The 16,841-nt window shown below is 67.1% G+C and carries 18 protein-coding genes; 3 read left to right on the top strand and 15 right to left on the bottom strand.

Annotated elements, in window-relative coordinates; genetic code table 11:
• Window positions 1–3 precede the first annotated feature (3 nt).
• The 9 genes from manD to IPU70_RS22840 form a co-directional block, all read right to left on the bottom strand.
• Window positions 4–1,215 carry a D-mannonate dehydratase ManD gene (gene manD / locus IPU70_RS22880; RefSeq protein ID WP_207470591.1) on the bottom strand — a complete coding sequence of 404 codons (1,212 nt, stop codon included), beginning with the start codon at window positions 1,213–1,215 and terminating at the stop codon, window positions 4–6.
• A 46-nt stretch (window positions 1,216–1,261) separates the two neighbouring features.
• Window positions 1,262–2,797 (bottom strand): UxaA family hydrolase, encoded by a 1,536-nt coding sequence (locus IPU70_RS22875; RefSeq protein ID WP_207470589.1) that lies wholly within the window; start codon window positions 2,795–2,797, stop codon window positions 1,262–1,264.
• A 24-nt stretch (window positions 2,798–2,821) separates the two neighbouring features.
• The gene (locus tag IPU70_RS22870; RefSeq protein WP_207470587.1) at window positions 2,822–3,688 is read right to left on the bottom strand and encodes a fumarylacetoacetate hydrolase family protein; all 867 of its coding nucleotides are present in this window, start codon (window positions 3,686–3,688) and stop codon (window positions 2,822–2,824) included.
• 29 nt (window positions 3,689–3,717) lie between these two features.
• Window positions 3,718–4,464, bottom strand: coding sequence for an SDR family oxidoreductase (locus IPU70_RS22865; protein WP_207470584.1), 747 nt, complete (start codon window positions 4,462–4,464; stop codon window positions 3,718–3,720).
• Window positions 4,465–4,477: 13 nt separating this feature from the next.
• Complete coding sequence (locus tag IPU70_RS22860) at window positions 4,478–5,884, bottom strand: TRAP transporter large permease (protein ID WP_207470582.1); 1,407 nt, start codon at window positions 5,882–5,884, stop codon at window positions 4,478–4,480.
• 44 nt (window positions 5,885–5,928) lie between these two features.
• On the bottom strand, window positions 5,929–6,555 hold the full coding sequence (locus IPU70_RS22855) for a TRAP transporter small permease (protein WP_207470581.1): 627 nt from the start codon (window positions 6,553–6,555) through the stop codon (window positions 5,929–5,931).
• Between the two features lie 64 nt (window positions 6,556–6,619).
• A complete protein-coding gene (locus tag IPU70_RS22850) occupies window positions 6,620–7,594 on the bottom strand; it encodes a sialic acid TRAP transporter substrate-binding protein SiaP (RefSeq protein WP_207470579.1) in 975 nt (324 codons plus the stop codon).
• Between the two features lie 61 nt (window positions 7,595–7,655).
• Window positions 7,656–8,690: an L-idonate 5-dehydrogenase gene (locus IPU70_RS22845; RefSeq protein ID WP_207470577.1), complete on the bottom strand. Its 1,035-nt coding sequence runs from the start codon at window positions 8,688–8,690 to the stop codon at window positions 7,656–7,658.
• Window positions 8,691–8,739: 49 nt separating this feature from the next.
• Window positions 8,740–9,477 carry a FadR/GntR family transcriptional regulator gene (locus tag IPU70_RS22840; RefSeq protein WP_207470575.1) on the bottom strand — a complete coding sequence of 246 codons (738 nt, stop codon included), beginning with the start codon at window positions 9,475–9,477 and terminating at the stop codon, window positions 8,740–8,742.
• A gap of 172 nt (window positions 9,478–9,649) precedes the next feature.
• Between IPU70_RS22840 and IPU70_RS22835 the strand changes: the two genes are divergently transcribed.
• From IPU70_RS22835 to pyrF, 3 genes are read left to right on the top strand one after another with little or no spacing between them, the layout of a single operon-like run.
• Window positions 9,650–10,048 carry a diacylglycerol kinase gene (locus tag IPU70_RS22835; RefSeq protein WP_207470574.1) on the top strand — a complete coding sequence of 133 codons (399 nt, stop codon included), beginning with the start codon at window positions 9,650–9,652 and terminating at the stop codon, window positions 10,046–10,048.
• Between the two features lie 49 nt (window positions 10,049–10,097).
• Window positions 10,098–11,417: an NAD(P)/FAD-dependent oxidoreductase gene (locus IPU70_RS22830; protein ID WP_207470572.1), complete on the top strand. Its 1,320-nt coding sequence runs from the start codon at window positions 10,098–10,100 to the stop codon at window positions 11,415–11,417.
• A gap of 6 nt (window positions 11,418–11,423) precedes the next feature.
• Window positions 11,424–12,242 (top strand): orotidine-5'-phosphate decarboxylase, encoded by an 819-nt coding sequence (pyrF, locus tag IPU70_RS22825; protein ID WP_013396159.1) that lies wholly within the window; start codon window positions 11,424–11,426, stop codon window positions 12,240–12,242.
• Window positions 12,243–12,285: 43 nt separating this feature from the next.
• Here the strand turns inward: pyrF and IPU70_RS22820 are convergent, their stop codons facing one another.
• The 6 genes from IPU70_RS22820 to ribBA all read right to left on the bottom strand — a co-directional run bounded on the left by IPU70_RS22820 (window position 12,286) and on the right by ribBA (window position 16,788).
• Window positions 12,286–12,852 (bottom strand): CinA family protein, encoded by a 567-nt coding sequence (locus IPU70_RS22820; RefSeq protein WP_207470570.1) that lies wholly within the window; start codon window positions 12,850–12,852, stop codon window positions 12,286–12,288.
• On the bottom strand, window positions 12,849–13,355 hold the full coding sequence (locus tag IPU70_RS22815; RefSeq protein WP_207470840.1) for a phosphatidylglycerophosphatase A: 507 nt from the start codon (window positions 13,353–13,355) through the stop codon (window positions 12,849–12,851). Before IPU70_RS22815 ends, IPU70_RS22820 begins: the two co-directional genes overlap by 4 nt.
• A 56-nt stretch (window positions 13,356–13,411) precedes the next feature.
• Complete coding sequence (gene thiL / locus IPU70_RS22810) at window positions 13,412–14,377, bottom strand: thiamine-phosphate kinase (RefSeq protein ID WP_207470568.1); 966 nt, start codon at window positions 14,375–14,377, stop codon at window positions 13,412–13,414.
• Window positions 14,378–14,599: 222 nt separating this feature from the next.
• Window positions 14,600–15,103 carry a transcription antitermination factor NusB gene (gene nusB / locus IPU70_RS22805; RefSeq protein WP_088142634.1) on the bottom strand — a complete coding sequence of 168 codons (504 nt, stop codon included), beginning with the start codon at window positions 15,101–15,103 and terminating at the stop codon, window positions 14,600–14,602.
• The gene (ribH, locus tag IPU70_RS22800) at window positions 15,072–15,602 is read right to left on the bottom strand and encodes a 6,7-dimethyl-8-ribityllumazine synthase (RefSeq protein ID WP_006391339.1); all 531 of its coding nucleotides are present in this window, start codon (window positions 15,600–15,602) and stop codon (window positions 15,072–15,074) included. Before ribH ends, nusB begins: the two co-directional genes overlap by 32 nt.
• Window positions 15,603–15,612: 10 nt before the next feature.
• Window positions 15,613–16,788, bottom strand: a complete 1,176-nt coding sequence (ribBA, locus tag IPU70_RS22795; RefSeq protein ID WP_207470565.1) for a bifunctional 3,4-dihydroxy-2-butanone-4-phosphate synthase/GTP cyclohydrolase II — start codon at window positions 16,786–16,788, stop codon at window positions 15,613–15,615.
• Window positions 16,789–16,841 lie beyond the last annotated feature (53 nt).

The following is a 16,841-nucleotide window of genomic DNA, read 5'->3' as shown; positions in this document are numbered from 1 at the left end:
GGATTACCAGTGCCATAGTGCGCCATCATGCGCCTGCCGGTTGACCGGCAGGTAGGCGCGTTGGTAGGGATATTTGGCGGCGAGCTCTTCGTCGATGTCGACGCCATGGCCCGGCGCGTCGCCAGGGTATAGCATGCCCTGGTTGAAGCTGTAAGCATGGGGAAACACTGCGTCAGTGTCATCGGTGTGCCGCATGTACTCCTGGATGCCGAAATTCGGCACCCACAGGTCGAAATGCAGCGCCGCCCCCATGCAGGCCGGCGACAAGTCGGTGGCCCCGTGGCAGCCGGTACGCACCTGATAGAGCGCGGCCAGATCGGCGATGCGGCGCAGATGCGTGATGCCGCCCGCATGCACCACCGTGGCGCGGATATAGTCGATCAGCTGGTTTTCGATCAGGTCCTTGCAATCCCAGATGGTGTTGAAGACTTCGCCCACCGCGATCGGCGTGACCGTGTGCTGGCGGATCAGCCGGAAGGCTTCCTGGTTCTCCGCCGGCGTGGCGTCCTCCATCCAGAACAGGCGGTAGGGCTCCAGCGACTTGCCCAGACGGCCGGCCTCGATGGGCGTGAGCCGGTGATGCACGTCGTGCAGCAGATGGGTGTCCCAGCCCACCGCATCACGCACCCGCTGGAACAGGCGCGGCGCATGGTCCAGGTACTTTTCCGTGGACCAGTCATGCTCGGACGGCAGCGAGCCGTCGGCGGGTTCGTAGAACATGCGGCCGCGCCCCACCCCGTAGACCGAGTTCAGCCCCGGCACCCCGCTTTGCGCGCGGATGGCCAGATAGCCCATCTCGCGATAGCGCAGCACCTCGTCCACGGTTTCGTCGATGTCGCGGCCATTGGCATGGCCGTAGACCATGACGCCCGAGCGGCTCTTGCCGCCCAGCAGCTGGTACAGCGGCATGCCCGCGGCCTTGGCCTTGATGTCCCACAACGCCGTGTCCACCGCGGCAATGGCGGACATGGTGACCGGGCCGCGCCGCCAGTACGCGCCGCGGTACAGGTATTGCCAGATGTCCTCGATCTGCTGCGGGTCGCGGCCGATCAGGCAGGGAATCACGTGCTCGGTCAGGTAGGCCGCCACGGCCAGTTCGCGGCCATTCAGGGTGGCATCGCCGATGCCGTGCAGACCTTCATCGGTTTCGATCTTCAAGGTAACGAAGTTGCGGCCGGGGCTGCAGACGATGACGCGCGCTTGGGTAATCTTCATGGATGGTCCTGTGGAATGCTGGAAACCCCTGGCCAATGCCGGGCGCCTACATCACCGCGCCCAGCTGCCAAGGCACGAACTCGTTCTGGCCGTAGCCGTGTTCCTCGCTGCGCGTGCGCCGGCCCGAGGCCGTTTCCAGCATCAGACGGAATATGCGCTCGCCCATCTGGGCGACGCTTTGCGCGCCGTCAACAACTTCCCCGCAATTGATGTCGATGTCGTCGGACTGCCGCTGCCACAGCGCCGTATTGGTCGACAGCTTCAAGGACGGCGCGGGCGCACAGCCGTAGGCCGAGCCGCGGCCGGTGGTGAAACAGATCAGGTTGGCGCCGCCGGCAACCTGGCCGGTCGCGGAAACCGGGTCGTAGCCGGGCGTATCCATGAACACCAGCCCGCGTTCGCGCACCGTCTCGGCATACTCATACACGTCGGCCAGACGGGTCGTGCCGCTCTTGGCGATGGCACCCAGCGACTTTTCCAGGATGGTGGTCAGCCCGCCAGCCTTGTTGCCGGCCGAAGGGTTGTTGTCCATTTCGGCGTCGTTGCGGGCGCAGTAGTCCTCCCACCAGCGCAGCCGGGCCAGCAGCTTGGCCGCCACCTCGGGCGTGGCCGCGCGCCGGGTGAGCAAATGTTCACCGCCGTAGATCTCTGGCGTCTCCGACAGGATGGCGGTGCCACCGTGGCGCACCAGCAGGTCCACCGCGGCGCCCAGCGCCGGGTTGGCGCTGATGCCCGAATAGCCGTCGGACCCGCCGCATTGCAGCCCCACCGTCAGCTTGCCGGCGGGCACAGGCTGACGGCGGACCCGGTCGGCCTGCGCCAACATGGCCCCCACCAGCTCGATGCCGTGCTCCACCGTTTTGCGCGTGCCGCCGGTCTCCTGGATGTTGAAGGTATGCAGCAAGCCGCTCTCGCGCAGCCCTTCCTGCTCCATCAGGCCGCCGATCTGATTGGTCTCGCAGCCCAGGCCCAGCACCAGCAGGCCCGCGAAATTGGGATGGCGGGCGTAGCCGCCCAGCGTGCGGCGCAAGAGGCGCAAAGGCTCGCCCTCGCTGCCCGTGGCGCAGCCCGCGCCATGCGTCAGCGCCACCACCCCGTCCACGTTGGGATATGCGGCCAGCGCGTCCGGATGGATGTCGCGGCGGAAATGATCGGCGATGGCGCGCGCGGCCGTGGCGGAACAGTTCACGCTGGTGAGGATGCCAATGTAGTTGCGGGTGGCGACGCGGCCATCGGCCCGCACGATGCCGTCGAATTGCGCCGGCGCGTCCACGTATTCGGTGACGCGCGCGTCGGCCCCCACGGCGTAATCGCGCTCGAAATCCGAGAATTCCAGGTTCTGGGTATGGACATGCGAGCCTGCCGGGATGTCGCAGCGCGCCACGCCTATGACCTGGTTGTAGCGCCGCACCGGCTCGCCGGCGGCGATGGCGCGCGTCGCCACCTTGTGCCCGGGCGGCACCAACCCGCGCACGACGACGTTTTCGCCGGCCAGGCGCGTGCCGCCGGCCAGTTGGCGCCTGGCGATCACCACGTTGTCCGCCGGGTGGATGCGTATGACCACGTTATCGGTTTCTGACATGAGAGGCTCCTGGCGCGCTTGCGGCTAACCGTCGATCAGCGACGGATCCCAGGCATAGACCCGCTGCCGCTGCTCGCCCAGGCCGGCAATGCACAGCCGCATCTCGTCGCCCGCCTTCAGGTACACAGGCGCCGGCTTCTGGCCCATGCCCACCCCTGGCGGCGTGCCGGTGCTGATCAGGTCGCCTGGGTACAGGGTCATGAAACGGCTGACATAGGACACCAGTTGCGCCACGCCAAATACCATGGTGCGGGTGCTGCCGTTCTGATAGCGCTTGCCGTTGACCTCCAACCACATGTCCAGCGCCTGCGGTTCGACGATCTCGTCGGCGGTGACCAGCCACGGGCCGACGGGGCCAAAGGTGTCGCAGCCCTTGCCCTTGTCCCAGGTGCCGCCGCGCTCGATCTGGTACTCGCGCTCGGACACGTCGTTCACCACGCAATAGCCGGCCACGTGCTTCATGGCGTCGGCTTCGCTGACGTAGCGGGCGCGCTCGCCGATCACCACGCCCAGCTCGACTTCCCAGTCGGTCTTGACGGAGGCTTGCGGCAGCACCACCGGATCATTGCAGCCGACCACGGCCGAGGTGGGTTTCATGAAAATCACCGGCTCGGCCGGCACCGGCAGGCCTGATTCCGCCGCATGGTCGGCGTAGTTCAGGCCAATGCAGATGAACTTGCCCATGCCGATCCAAGGCGGCGCCAGGCGGCCCGGACGCTCCACCAGCGGCAGGCTGGCCGGATCCAGCGCGCGCAGCGGCGCCAGGCCGGCGTGCGTGAGCGTGGCCGCGGCAATGTCCGGCAGCACGGCCGACAGATCCCGCAACTGCCCGTTGGCGTCCAGCATGCCGGGCTTCTCTGCGCCTTTCGCGCCATAACGCAACAATTTCATCGCATGTTCCTCGTGTGTGTCGTAGATGTTCAGTTCGACCAGCCGCCGTCGATGACCTGGGCGGTGCCCGTGGTGAAGGCGGACTCGTCGCTCGCAAGGTACAGCGCCAACAAGGCGATTTCACTGGCGCTGCCGATGCGGCCCATGGGTTGACGGGCGACGAAGGCGGCCTCGACGGCGGCCAGCGTCTGTCCGCCAGCGCTCGCCTGCGCTTCGATGCGCTGGCGCAGCGAAGGCGATTCCACCGTGCCCGGGCAGATGGCGTTGCAGCGTATCCCCTGCCCCACGTAGTCCGCGGCCACCGACTTGGTCAGCCCGATCACCGCCGCCTTGGTGGCGCCGTAGACGCAGCGGTTGGGCGCGCCCTTGATGCTGGACGCCACCGAGGCCATGTTGACGATGGAGCCGCCGCCGCGCGCCAGCATGCCGGGCAGGCAGACGCGGATCATGCGGTACATGGATTTCACGTTCAGCTCGAACGAGAAGTCCCAGGCTTGTTCGTCGCAGTCCAGGATGGTCCCGGCATGCACGAAGCCGGCGCCGTTGAACAGCACGTCCACCGGCCCCGCGTCGGCAATCAGCGCGGCGACGGCGTCGGCATCGGTCACATCCAGCGTCCTGCGCCGGCACCCCGCCAGCGTCTCGAGCGCCCCGCCGTTGATGTCCAACGCCAGCACGTCGGCGCCTTCGCGGGCATAGGCCTCGGCCACGGCGCGGCCTATGCCCTGGCCTGCGGCGGTGACGATGGCGGTCTTGCCTTGCAGTCTTCCGGTCATGACGATTTCCTCTTTACTTGGCCATGCCCATGACGGTGGGCAGCCAGAGTGTGATCTGCGGGATGTAGGTAATGGCGATCAGCGCCGCGAACAGCGGCACCAGCCAGGGCAAGATGGCGACCGTGGTCCGTTCCACCGACAGCTTGGAAACGCGCGCCAGCACGAACAGCACCATGCCCATTGGCGGATGCAGCAGGCCTATCATCAGGTTCAGCGTCATGATCAGGCCGAAATGGATCGGGTCGATGCCGAGCTTGAGCACGATGGGCAGCAGGATCGGCACCAGGATGGTGATGGCGGCGATGGTGTCGATGAAGCAGCCCACGATCAGGATCAGTACGTTGGCCATCAGCAGGAACACCCACTTGTTCTGCGTCACGCTGAGAATGCCGTCGGTCAGCGCCTGGGCGGCCTGGGTGGTGGTCAGCAGCCAGGCGAACACCGAGGCGGCGGTGACGATGAACAGCACCGACGCAGTGGTCTCTATGGTGTCGAAAGTGGCTTTGGCCAGGGTCCGCAAGGTCATCGAGCGATAGCGCACCAGCCCCAGGAACAACGCCCATATCACCGCGGCCACGGCGGCCTCGGTGGGCGTGAACCAGCCCAGCGTCATGCCCCCGATCAGGATGACGGGCGCCATCAGCGCCATCACCGCCGAAAAGTTGTAGCGCCAGTCCAGTGCCAGCAACACCGCAAAGGCGATGCCCGCGGCCAGATTGGCCGACACGCCGGCCTCGGTCATGAGCCAGATCGCCAGCGGGAACGCCAGCACGATGCCGACCTCCAGCCCGGCTGCGCCCAGCCGCTTCCAGTCGAAAGACACATCGCCGCCCCAGTTGTTGCGGCGCGCGTAGTAGGCCACGGTCAGCATCATCAGCACGGTCAGCACCGCGCCAGGGATCAGGCCCGCCAGGAACAGCGAACCGATGGATACGTTGGCCATCATGCCGTAAATCACGAAAGGCAGCGACGGCGGGATGATGGGCCCCAGCGTGGCCGAGGCGGCCGTCACGCCCACCGCGAACTCGGTCTCATAGCCGTGGTCCTTCATGGCCTTGATCTCGATGGTGCCCAGGCCCGCGGCGTCGGCAATGGCGGTGCCGGACATGCCGGCGAACACCACCGAGCCGATGATGTTCACCTGCCCCAGCCCGCCGCGCATCCAGCCCACCAGCGCCACGGCGAAGTTGTAGATGCGGCCGGTGATGCCGGCGATGTTCATCAGGTTGCCGGCCAGGATGAAGAACGGCACGGCCAGCAGCGGGAAGGACTCCACGCCCGCGATCATGCGCTGCGCCACCACCACGTCGGGCACGCTGCCCGAAATCAGCACGAACAGCAGCGATGCGCCCGCCATGGCCACCGCCACCGGCAGGCCGAAGATCATCAACAGCAGAAAGGTTCCGATCAGTATGCCCATGTCTCGCTTCCGGTTGTCGTTGTCGGGGTCCGGGGCTGCCCCGGCTAGTCCTGCGACTCGTAGGCCGCGGGGTTTTCCAGGATGGAGTAGCCCTGGCGCCAGTTGCGCGCCGACACCTGCACCGAGCGCAGGAACATCAGGACGAATCCCCCCAGCGCCATCCAGTAGACATAGGCCTTGTTCCAGAACAGGGTGGTCATGGGCTCATCGCCCACCAGGACGATGTAGCGGTAGGTGAGCCATACTGCATAGCCGAAGAATGCCGTGCGCAGCAGATCGATGACGGTGGCCAGCGCCCGGCCGGCGGGGCGCGGCAGATAGCGATAGAGGAAGTCCACCTGGATGTGGCGGCAGGTCCGCACGCACATGGCCGAACCGATGAACACCACGCCGATCAGGCAATAGACGGCGAGTTCCTCGGTCCAGGCGTAGGAATCGTTCAGCACATAGCGCGAAAAGAACTGCAGGAAGACCAGCAGGGCCATGACCCAGAAGATGCCCAGGCAGATCCAGTCCTCGGGCTGGTACCCAGCCAGGCTGACCTCGTGCTGGTCGGCTTCCTCGAAACTGTGGACGATCTCCTCCGCCGTGGCGGGCGGCTGGTGCCCGGCGGGATGGACAGGGTTGTTGCTGGCGGCCGCCATGACGGCGGCCTTGGCATCGGAATGCATGGCGTTCCCCTTGTACGGAATCGGACGGGTCAGGACGGGGCCGCGCGGGCGGCCCCGGACGCGCTTACTTCACGGCCTGGATCCGTTCCCAATCCGATTTTTCGTAGCCGTACTGCTTGAACGGCACCTTCTCCAGCACGGTGTCGCGGAAATCCGCGACGCTCACTTCCGCCACGTTCAGGCCGCGCTTGCGGAACACCTCGACCATCTTCTTCTCGCTTTCGGCGACCTCGGCGGACGCCTTTTCCGCCGCCTGCTGCGCGACTTCGGAGAAGATTTTCTTGTCCTCGTCGGACAGGCTCTTCCACAGCTTGCCCGAGATGACCGTATTCAAGTGATCGACGATGTGGCCCGTGAGGATGATGTTCTTCTGCACTTCGTAGAACTTCTTGGCCTCGATGGTGGTGAGCGGATTCTCCTGCGCTTCCACGGTGCCGTTCTGCAAGGCCAGATAGACCTCGGCGAAGGCGATCGGCGCGGTGTTGGCGCCGCAGGCGCGCGGCATGGCCAGATAGGCGGCCACGTCGGGCACGCGGATCTTCAGGCCTTTCATTTCGGAGCACTTGGTGAAGGCGCGGTTGGAGGTGGTCTGGCGCGTGCCGTAATAGGTGGTGGCGACGATGTGGTTGCCGCTCTTCTCGTCGTAGCCGCGCGTGAGTTCTTTGTAGATGTCGCTCTTGGTGTAGGCGATCAGGTGCTCGGGATTGCGGAAGGTATAGGGGTAGTAAGTAACGCCGATGCGGGGAAAGCTCTTGGCAGCGAAGCTGGAGCCCGAGATGATGATGTCCACCGTACCCAGGGTCAGGCCCTGGTTGATGTCGTTTTCCTTGCCCAGCTGCGAGGCCGGGTACACGTCGATCTGGTAGCGGCCGTTGGTGCGTTTGCCGATTTCCTGCGCCGCCCAGACGGAAGCGGTATGGAAGGGTTCGGATGTCTCGTACACGTGGGCCCACTTGAGCTTGGTCTGCGCCAGCACGCTGCCGCTGGCGGCGAGCGCCAGGGCGGCAACCAGCGCCTTGACGGCGTTGCCTAGGTTCATGTCGTCTCCTCGTTGTTTTTTGAATGCCCGGCGTGGCGGCCCATGGTGGGCCGCCAGCGGTTCATGCTTCAACTACAAGTTGCACCTTGGTACTGCGACTGCGATCCGCCGCCAGTTCGAAGGCCTCGAATGCCTGCGACAACGGCAACTGCGCGCTCATCAGGGGCCGCACGTCCACCTTGCGCGTACGCAGGTAAGAGACCGCCCAATCGAACTCCACGCCCGCGCGGAACGCGCCGACATAGTCGAGCTCCCGCGCCATGATGTTGTTGGCCGGGAATGCGATGCCCTCGGCCGGCAGCGTTCCCACTTGCACGATGCGGCCGCCGCGCCGCGTCGCCGTCAGGCAGGTCGCCAGCGCCGCCGGGCTGCCGGCGGCCTCGATGCTGATGTCGGCGATATCGGCCAGATCGGTGGGCGCGAGCAGGTCGCTGCGCATGGCCTCATCGGCGCCGACCTGACGCGCCATGTCCAGCGGCCGGTCGGCCACGTCCAACACCGTCACGCGCGCCGCGCCCGCCAGTCTGGCTGCCAACACGGTCATGCAGCCTATGGTGCCGCCCCCCGTCACCAGGACATGCTTGCCCATCATCGGCCCAGCCCGGTTGACGCCGTGCAGGCCGATGGACAGCGGCTCGGCACAGGCGATCTCGCCCAGCGAGACATCCTCTTCCGGCACCGGCGTGAGCTGCCGCTCGCCCATCACGAAACGCTCGCGGAACATGCCTTGCACATGCGGATAGAGGCTGGCGCTGCCGAGAAAGCGCATATTGCGGCAAAGATTGTCGCGGCCGGCGCGGCAGTAATCGCAGCCGCCACAGGGATGAGAGGGATTGATCGCAACCTTCATGCCCGGCGCCACCGAGCGCACGGCCGCGCCGGTGCGCAGCACCACGCCCGAGGCCTCGTGGCCGGGAATGAGGGGCTCGCGGATGACGAAGGCGCCCACGCGGCCATGCAGGAAATAGTGCAGGTCGGAACCGCAGATGCCCGCGGCCCCCAGTCTCAATTCCACCTCGTGCGGCGCCAGCGGCGCGACTTCGTCCGGTTCCAGGCGCAGGTCGCGCGCCCCGTGGATGCGACAGGCCAGCGTCATGGCGATTTTCTCCTGGTCATTCCGAACGGGGGGAACCGGCGCGTGATGCTCATGGTGTCGTCTGCTCCCGGCTGGCTAGCGGCTGGCCGGGAGCGTCCGCGCCGGGCCAGCTTGCGGTGAGGCGGTCATGCGAGCAGGCCAGATGGTGGTGCATGGCGGCGCGCGCGCCGCGGTCGTCGCCGGCGCGGATGGCGTCGATCACCTTGCGATGTTCGGCAATGGCGGCCGCCCAACTGGCCGGATTCTCGAAGTAGTCGCCCAGCTTCACGGACAGGGGGTTGTGGCGCTCGTCGAACAGCTCGCTCACCACGCGCACCAGCACGGCATTGTTCGCCATCTCGGCAACGCGCAGGTGGAACAGCCGGTCGCCGCGGATGGGCACATTGCCCGCAAGCGCCTCGTCTTCCATGGTGCCGACGGCTTCGGCCAGCCCGTCCACCAGCGCGGGGGTGTTGCGCAGCGCGGCCTGTGCGGCCAGCTCGCCCTCGATCACCTGGCGGGCGCGTATGGTTTCCAGCGGGCTCTCGGCCGTCAGGCTGGCGCGCGGCCCCCCGGCCAGGCTTTGCACATAGACGCCCGAGCCCATGCGCACTTCCACCCAACCTTCGACCTCCAGCGCGATCAGCGCCTCGCGCACCGAAGGACGCGACACGCCCAGCTTGAGCGCGAGATCGCGCTCAGGCGGCAGGCGCGCGCCGACCGGAAACTCGCCCGTCTCGATCAGCAAGCGGAGCTGGTCGGCGATCTGGCGGTACAGGCGGCGAGGTTCGATGGTCTGGATAGGCATGGACTGGGTGGAAAATTCAGGCCAAAAGGTAAAGTGGCCTTACCAATTGATCAAATCTTGCGCCGCTCCCGCATAGGTCACAATTAGGGTTTGCCCAAAGATTCGCGCGATGGCTTCGCGGGCAATGCTTATCTGTTAAAAAGCCGCCACACCCAGCCCACTTTCAGCATCCATGTCACACAATCCGCATCATTCGCCCTACAAGAGCACAGGCGGCCTGCGTCGCATCCTCAACGCGCTGCGCTACTCCCTGCAGGGCCTGAAGGCCGCCATCAAGTACGAGGCGGCCTTCCGCCAGGAACTGGCGCTGGCCGTGCTTATGATTCCGGCCGCGTTCTTCCTCGGCCGGACCACGGTCGAAGTGTTTTTCCTGGTGGGCACGGTCATCATGGTGCTCGCGGCGGAGCTGCTGAATTCCGCCATCGAAGCGCTGGCCGACGCGCTTTCGGTCGAATCGCACCCGCTCCTGGGCCGCGCCAAGGACCTGGGCAGCGCCGCGGTGATGCTGCTGCTGATCTTCGCCGGGACGGTCTGGGTGGGCGTGGCCATCAGCCGTTTCGTCATGCATTGACACGGCTAAACATCTCCGGGGAGATGCGCCGCTATTTATACTGGGAGCCATGATGCCTAGATCGACGCCCAATTCTTCTGAGCGCATTGTCATCGTCGGCGGCGGTGCCGGCGGCCTGGAATTGGCGGCCAAGCTGGGCCGCGTGCACGGCCGGCAGCACATCACGCTGGTCGACAGCCGCCCCTTCCATATCTGGAAGCCCTCGCTGCATGAGGCGGCCGCGGGCACGCTGGACATCCACCAGGAAGGCCTGTCCTACCTGATGCTGGCCCACATGAACGGGTTTTCGTTCGCGCAGGGCCGCCTGGAACAGGTCGACCGCGAACAACGCCGCATCACCCTGGACGCCGTGAACGACGCGCAGGGCCAGGAAGTCCTGCCGCGCCGCGAACTCGCCTACGACACCCTGGTGCTGGCGATGGGCAGCACCTCCAATTTCTTCAATACCCCCGGCGCGGCCGAACACGCGGTGACGCTGGACTCCACCGAAAACGCCGAGCAATTCCGCCTGACCATGCTCAAGGCCATGGCGCTGGTGGACCAGGCCAAGGTGCGCAACCCCTCGGCCCGGCTGGATCTGGTGATCGTGGGCGGAGGCGCCACCGGCGTCGAGCTGGCAGTGGAACTGGTCGAGGCCAGCCATGTGGTCAGCGCCTACGGCCTGCCCAATTTCCAAGCCGAACGCGACCTGGCCATCACCCTGGTCGAGGGCGCGCCGCGCATCCTGTCGGCCCTGCCCGAAAAAATCTCAGTGGCGGCCACCAAGCGGCTGACCGAGCTGGGCATCCGGGTGGAAGCCTCCTGCCGGGTCTCGGAAGTCACCGACGACAGCGTCAAGACGGCCGATGGCCGCGAATTCCCCGCCCAGCTCTGCATGTGGGCCGCCGGCATCCAGGGTCCGGCCCTGCTGGCCGACCTGGGCCTGCCGCTGAACAAGGTAGGCCAGCTGGAAGTGAACGAGCGCCTGGAAACCGCCGATCCGCACATCCTGGCGCTGGGCGACTGCTGCGCCGCGCCCTGGCGCGACGGCCGCAGCGTGCCGGCCCGCGCCCAGGCCGCGCATCAGGAAGCCGACTACCTGGCCAAGAAGCTCACCGCGCGCCTGCGCCACGCGGCCGAGCCCACCGCGCCCTATGTCTACGAGGACCACGGTTCCCTGGTGTCGCTGGGCCAGGACGCCGGCGTCGGCAGCCTGATGGGCAAGCTGGCGGGGCGGGGACTGTTCGTAAGCGGTACACTGGCACGCCTGATGTACATGAGCCTGCACCTGATGCACCACAAGGCGGTGCTCGGCATCTCGCGTACCGCCTCCCTTGCCCTGGCCCGCCTGCTCATGCGGCGCACGCGCCCGCGGGTCAAACTGCACTGAACTCCCATGAATTTCCTGCAAAAACTCGAACACGCCTGGACCACCAGCAACTCGCTCCTGCAAGTCGGGCTGGATCCCGATCCGCAGCGCTTCCCGCGCGAATTGCAGGACAAGCCGGACGCCATCTTCCAGTTCTGCCGCGACATCGTGGACGCCACCGCGCCCTACGCCTGCAGCTTCAAACCGCAGATCGCGTACTTCGCCGCGCACCGCGCCGAAGACCAGCTGGAGGCGCTGTGCCAGCACATCCGCGAGAAGCATCCCGACCTGCCCATCGTGCTCGACGCCAAACGCGGCGACATCGGCTCCACCGCCGAGAACTATGCCCGCGAAGCCTACGAGCGCTACCAGGCGCATGCGCTGACCGTCAGCCCCTACATGGGCCTGGACTCGGTCGAGCCCTACCTCGCGTGGCGCGACCGCGGCGTGATCGTGCTGTGCCGCACCTCCAACCCTGGCGGCTCGGACCTGCAATTCCTGAAAATGGACAATGGCGAGCCGCTGTACCTGCACGTCGCGGGCCTGGTCGCCGACAAATGGAACGCCAACGGCCAATGCGGCCTGGTGGTGGGCGCGACCTTCCCGAATGAGCTGGCCGCGGTGCGCGAGCGCATCGGCGACGCGGTACCCCTGCTGGTGCCGGGCATCGGCGCCCAGGGCGGCGACATCACCGCCACCGTGAACGCAGGCGCCAACGCCGCCCGCAGCGGCATGATGATCAACTCTTCCCGCGCCATCATCTACGCCAGCGGCGGCGACGACTGGCGCGAAGCCGCCGGCACGGCGGCCAAGGGCTTGCGCGACGCGATCAACGCGGTGCGCTGATCCGGCGGGGGTCTTGCACCCCCAGCCGCGGCAGTCCCTAGCTTCAGCGCCGGTTGACCGGCGCTCCCAACAATTCCAGCAGGCCTCGCAGCGCGTAATCCACCGCTGCCTGGCGCACTTGCGCGCGGTCGCCCGGAAACACGTGGGTAACGGCGCGGCTGCTGATGCCTTCGCCCGCGCGCAGCGCGAAACCGAAGCACACCATGCCCACCGGCTTGCCTGGGGTAGCGCCGCCCGGGCCGGCGATGCCGGTCGTGGACACGGCCACATGCGCGGCGGGGGACGCCAGCAGCACGCCATTGGCCATCTCCAGCGCCACCGGTTCGCTGACCGCGCCGAAGTGGTGCAAGGCGTCGGGCGAAACGTCCAGCTCGGAGACCTTGGCTTCGTTGCTGTAGGTCACGAAGCCGCGCTCGAACCAGTCGCTGGAACCGGCCACCGCGGTCATCGCGCCGGCCAGCAGGCCGCCGGTGCAGGATTCGGCCGTGCCCAGCATCCAGCCCTTGCGCCGCAGCGTTTCGCCCAGCCTTTCGGCCAGCGCCAGCGACGTCGCCTGCGCCAGCTGTTCGGCCGACAGATTGGGCCGGGTGCCTTCTTGTTGTCCGCTCATCCCAAGACTCCTGTGCGCACGACCAGCGCCATGACCAGCAAGGCATATCCGGCCGCCACGATATCGTCCCACATCACGCCGAAACCGCCCTTGATGTGGGCGTCGAAGAACTTGATGGGAGGCGGCTTGACGATGTCGAACGTGCGGAATAGCACGAACGCCAGCGCCTGCGACAGCCAGCCCGCGGGCGTCAGCCAGAGCACCAGCCAGAACGCCACCATCTCGTCCCAGACCATTCCGACATGATCCGACTGCTGGAGTTCACGGCCGACGCGATGGCAGGCCCAGCATCCGTACAAAAAAGCCAGCGCCAGGAACGCGCCGATCGCCAGGTCCGATGCGGCGGGCGCGGCGGCGACCCAGATCGCCCAGGCCAGCAGCGTGCCCCAGGTGCCCGACGCCGGCCGGATCAGGCCGCTGCCGAAGCCGAAGGCGATGAGCCGGCCCGGATCGCGGCAGACCCAGGACAGCGGCGGATATGCGGTCCGGGCGCGGTCGCGCATGGAGGTGGGACGATTGTCGGTCGCGGACATGGGGAAGAGGGTTGGAATGCGGCGGATCAGGCCGCGGGAAAGTGATCGAAACCCGCCGGCAGCTCGGCCAGGGGCTGGCCCTGGCTGTCCAGCACGGACAGGCCGGGCTGCGCCTGGATCTGCCCCACGCGGATGACGCGCGCGCCGGCCGCCGCCGCCGCGGCCAGCACGGCCTCGCGGCGGGAGGTAGGCGCGGTGAAGCATAGCTGGTAGACGTCGCCCCCGCCCAGCACCGCGCGGCGCAGCGGCGCATCTTCCAGGGACGCCAGGGCGGCTGCCACGGGCAGCTCGGCGTAATGCAGCGTAGCGCCCACGCGGCTGGCGGCCAGGATGTGGCCCAGGTCCTGCAGCAAGCCGTCGGAGAGGTCGATGGCGGCATGGGCGATGCCGCGCAGCGCCAGGCCCAACGCCACCTGGGGCTGCGGCCATTCAAGGGCGTCACGGGTCGCCGCGAGCAGCGCGGGGTTCGCGGGGTACTGCCCGTCCAGCAGGCGGTAGGCGACGTCAGCCGCCCCCAGTTCGCCCGATACCCAGATGTCGTCCCCAACGCGCGCGCCGTCGCGGCGCAAGGCCTGCCCGGCGGGTACTGCGCCGAACACGGTGACGCTGATGGCAAGGTCATGCGCGCTGCGGGTGGTGTCGCCGCCGATCAGCGGGCAGTCGTGAGCGCCGGCCAGCGCATGGAAGCCTTCGGCAAACGCCGCCAGCCAGGGCTCGTCCAGCCGCGGCAAGGCCAGGCCCAGCACGCAGCCGATGGGACGGGCGCCCATGGCGGCCAGGTCGGACAAGTTCACCGCCAGAGCCTTGTGCCCCAGCGACTTCGGATCGACATCAGGAAAGAAATGGCGGCCTTCCAGCAGCAGGTCCGTGCTGGTGGCCACCTGCTCGCCGGGCGGAACAGGGAACAGGGCGCAATCATCGCCCACGCCCAGCAGGCCGACCGGGGCCGCGCGCGTGAAATAGCGCGCGATCAAATCAAATTCGGACGCCAAGGCAACTCCGCAGTCCGGCGCTGCTGGCCGGCATTGAATCCCACGGGGGCTTGCTACCCCCAAAAATCATGCGGCGCCCCCGCACAACCAGGAAGACCCCCAACCCACTCCTTGCGTGGCAAGAAACAGGTGCCTCCCAATCCGGGCCGCGCGGATCCGGCTCCGCCGGTCCGCAGCGGTGCCCCCCCCCGGGGGAAGCGCGCAGCGCTTCGGGGGGAGCCCCTACCTTCTAGCAGCGGCCTGAACTTCGTTCGCGCGCACGTCGGCCGCCAGCTTGTCCAGCACACCGTTGACGAACTTGAAGCCGTCGGTGCCGCCGAACGACTTGGCCAGTTCGACGGCTTCATTGATGGCGACCTTGTACGGCACTTCGACGTGATGGATCAGTTCGAAGCTGCCGATCAGCAGGATGCCATGCTCGACAGGCGACAGTTCCGCCAGCGGACGGTCGACATAGGGCGTGAAACGCTGGCGCAGCGCGGGCGCTTCGCGCAGCACGCCATGCAGCAAGGTCTTGAACCATTGCGCGTCGGCCTCGGAAAAGTCCTCGGTGTCGCGCAGATGGGCGTCGATCTCGCCGGCGTCCTGCGTGCCTTCGCCGCCGCGCAGCAGCCACGCGTACACGCCCTGCAGGGCGAATTCACGGGCGCGGCGGCGCGCGCTGCGCGCGTTGGCGCGGGCTTGCGCCGCGCTATCAGCGCTGGTCGTCGTCTTCTTCGTCGTCAAAATCTTCGTCCTCGTCTTCGTCGTCTTCGTCTTCTTCCTCGGGCTCCAGGGCCGCCACCAGGTTGGCCATTTCAACGGCCACCTGGGCGCAATCGCGGCCCTTGCCGGCGGCGCGCGCCTGGGCCTGCTCGTCGGTGTCGACGGTCAGCACGCCATTGGCGACGGGGATGCCGGTTTCCAGGGAAATACGGGTGATTGCCGTGGCCATTTCATTGCTGACCACTTCAAAGTGATAGGTCTCGCCGCGGATGACCGCGCCCAGCGCGATCAGGGCGTCGAATTCAAACGTTTCGGCCATGTGGGACAGGGCCACGCCCAGTTCCAGGGCGCCCGGAACGGTGGCGACCATCACGTCGCGCTCGTCCACGCCCAGTTCGGCCAGTTCCTTCAGGCACGCTTCGAGTTCGGCCTGGCCGATTTCCTCGTTGAAGCGGGCGCGTACGATGCCGATGTGCAGCCCTTCGCCGTTCAGGTCGGGGGTAAGGATGTAAGGGTTCATATGTCGGCCTTCAGTGTGTTGCGGGAGTATTCGGAGGGTCGCAATCGTAACCCGTAATGGTGAGCGAGAAGCCCGCCATGCTGGGCATCTTGCGCGGCCGGGCCAGCAGCTTCATCTGGCCCACGTTCAAGTCACGCAGAATCTGGGCGCCAATTCCGTAGGTGCGCAGGCCGTAACGGTCGGCGTTGGCGGGGTTGGCCTGGGCCTTCGGATCATTCCAGCCGGCGATCTGGCCAAACAGGTGTTCCGTGGACGATTGGCAATTCATCAGCACCAGCACCCCGGCAGGCGCGGCCACAATCGCTTGCAGGGCCTGCGCCACGCCCCAGCTGTGCGGGCTGGCGCCGGTGTCCAGCACGTCCAGCACGGAGGCCGGTTCGTGCACGCGCACCAGCGTTTCGGCATCGGGAGTCACGTTACCATGCACCAGCGCCAAATGGGCGGAGCCGGTGGCGGCGTCTTCGTAGGCCACGGCCTCGAACTCGCCCCAGGCCGTCTGCATGGTGCGCTTGCCCACGCGCTTGACGATGGATTCGTGTTCGCTGCGGTACTGGATCAGGTCGGCGATGGTGCCGATCTTCAGGCCGTGCTCGCGGGCGAACTGCACCAGGTCCGGCAGGCGGGCCATGGTGCCGTCGGGCTTGAGGATTTCACAGATCACGGCGGCGGGCGTCAGGCCGGCCATGGCGGTCAGGTCGCAGCCTGCCTCGGTGTGGCCGGCGCGCACCAGCACGCCGCCGGGCACCGCGCGCACCGGGAAGATGTGGCCGGGCTGGACCAGGTCCGAGGGCTTGGCGTCGCGCGCCACCGCCACCTGGATGGTGCGGGCGCGGTCGGCGGCCGAAATGCCGGTCTCGACGCCTTCGGCGGCCTCGATGGACTGGGTGAAGTTGGTGCCGTAGCGCGTGCCGTTGCGGGCCGCCATCAGGGGCAGGTCCAGCTGACGGCAGCGCTCTTCGGTCAGGGTCAGGCAAACCAGGCCGCGGCCATGGGTCACCATGAAGTTGATGGCTTCGGGCGTGACGAATTCGGCGGCCATGACCAGGTCGCCCTCGTTTTCACGGTCTTCCTCGTCAACCAGGATGACGATGCGACCGGCGCGCAGCTCGGCGATGATTTCGGCAACCGAAGCGATACCGAAGGATTCCGGCTCGGAGCCGGGCAAGGGGGACAACTGGACGGACATGGCGGGCACGTAAACCAGGCGGGAAAGCCCGGATTTTACCGCCCCTGGAGGCG

Origin of the sequence: Achromobacter sp. SD115 (assembly GCF_017355315.1) — a bacterium.
GTDB classification, from domain to species: Bacteria; Pseudomonadota; Gammaproteobacteria; order Burkholderiales; family Burkholderiaceae_B; genus Achromobacter; species Achromobacter xylosoxidans_B.
The sequence above is the reverse complement of the archived record's forward strand: the minus strand, read 5'-3'. Positions and strand labels throughout refer to the sequence as shown.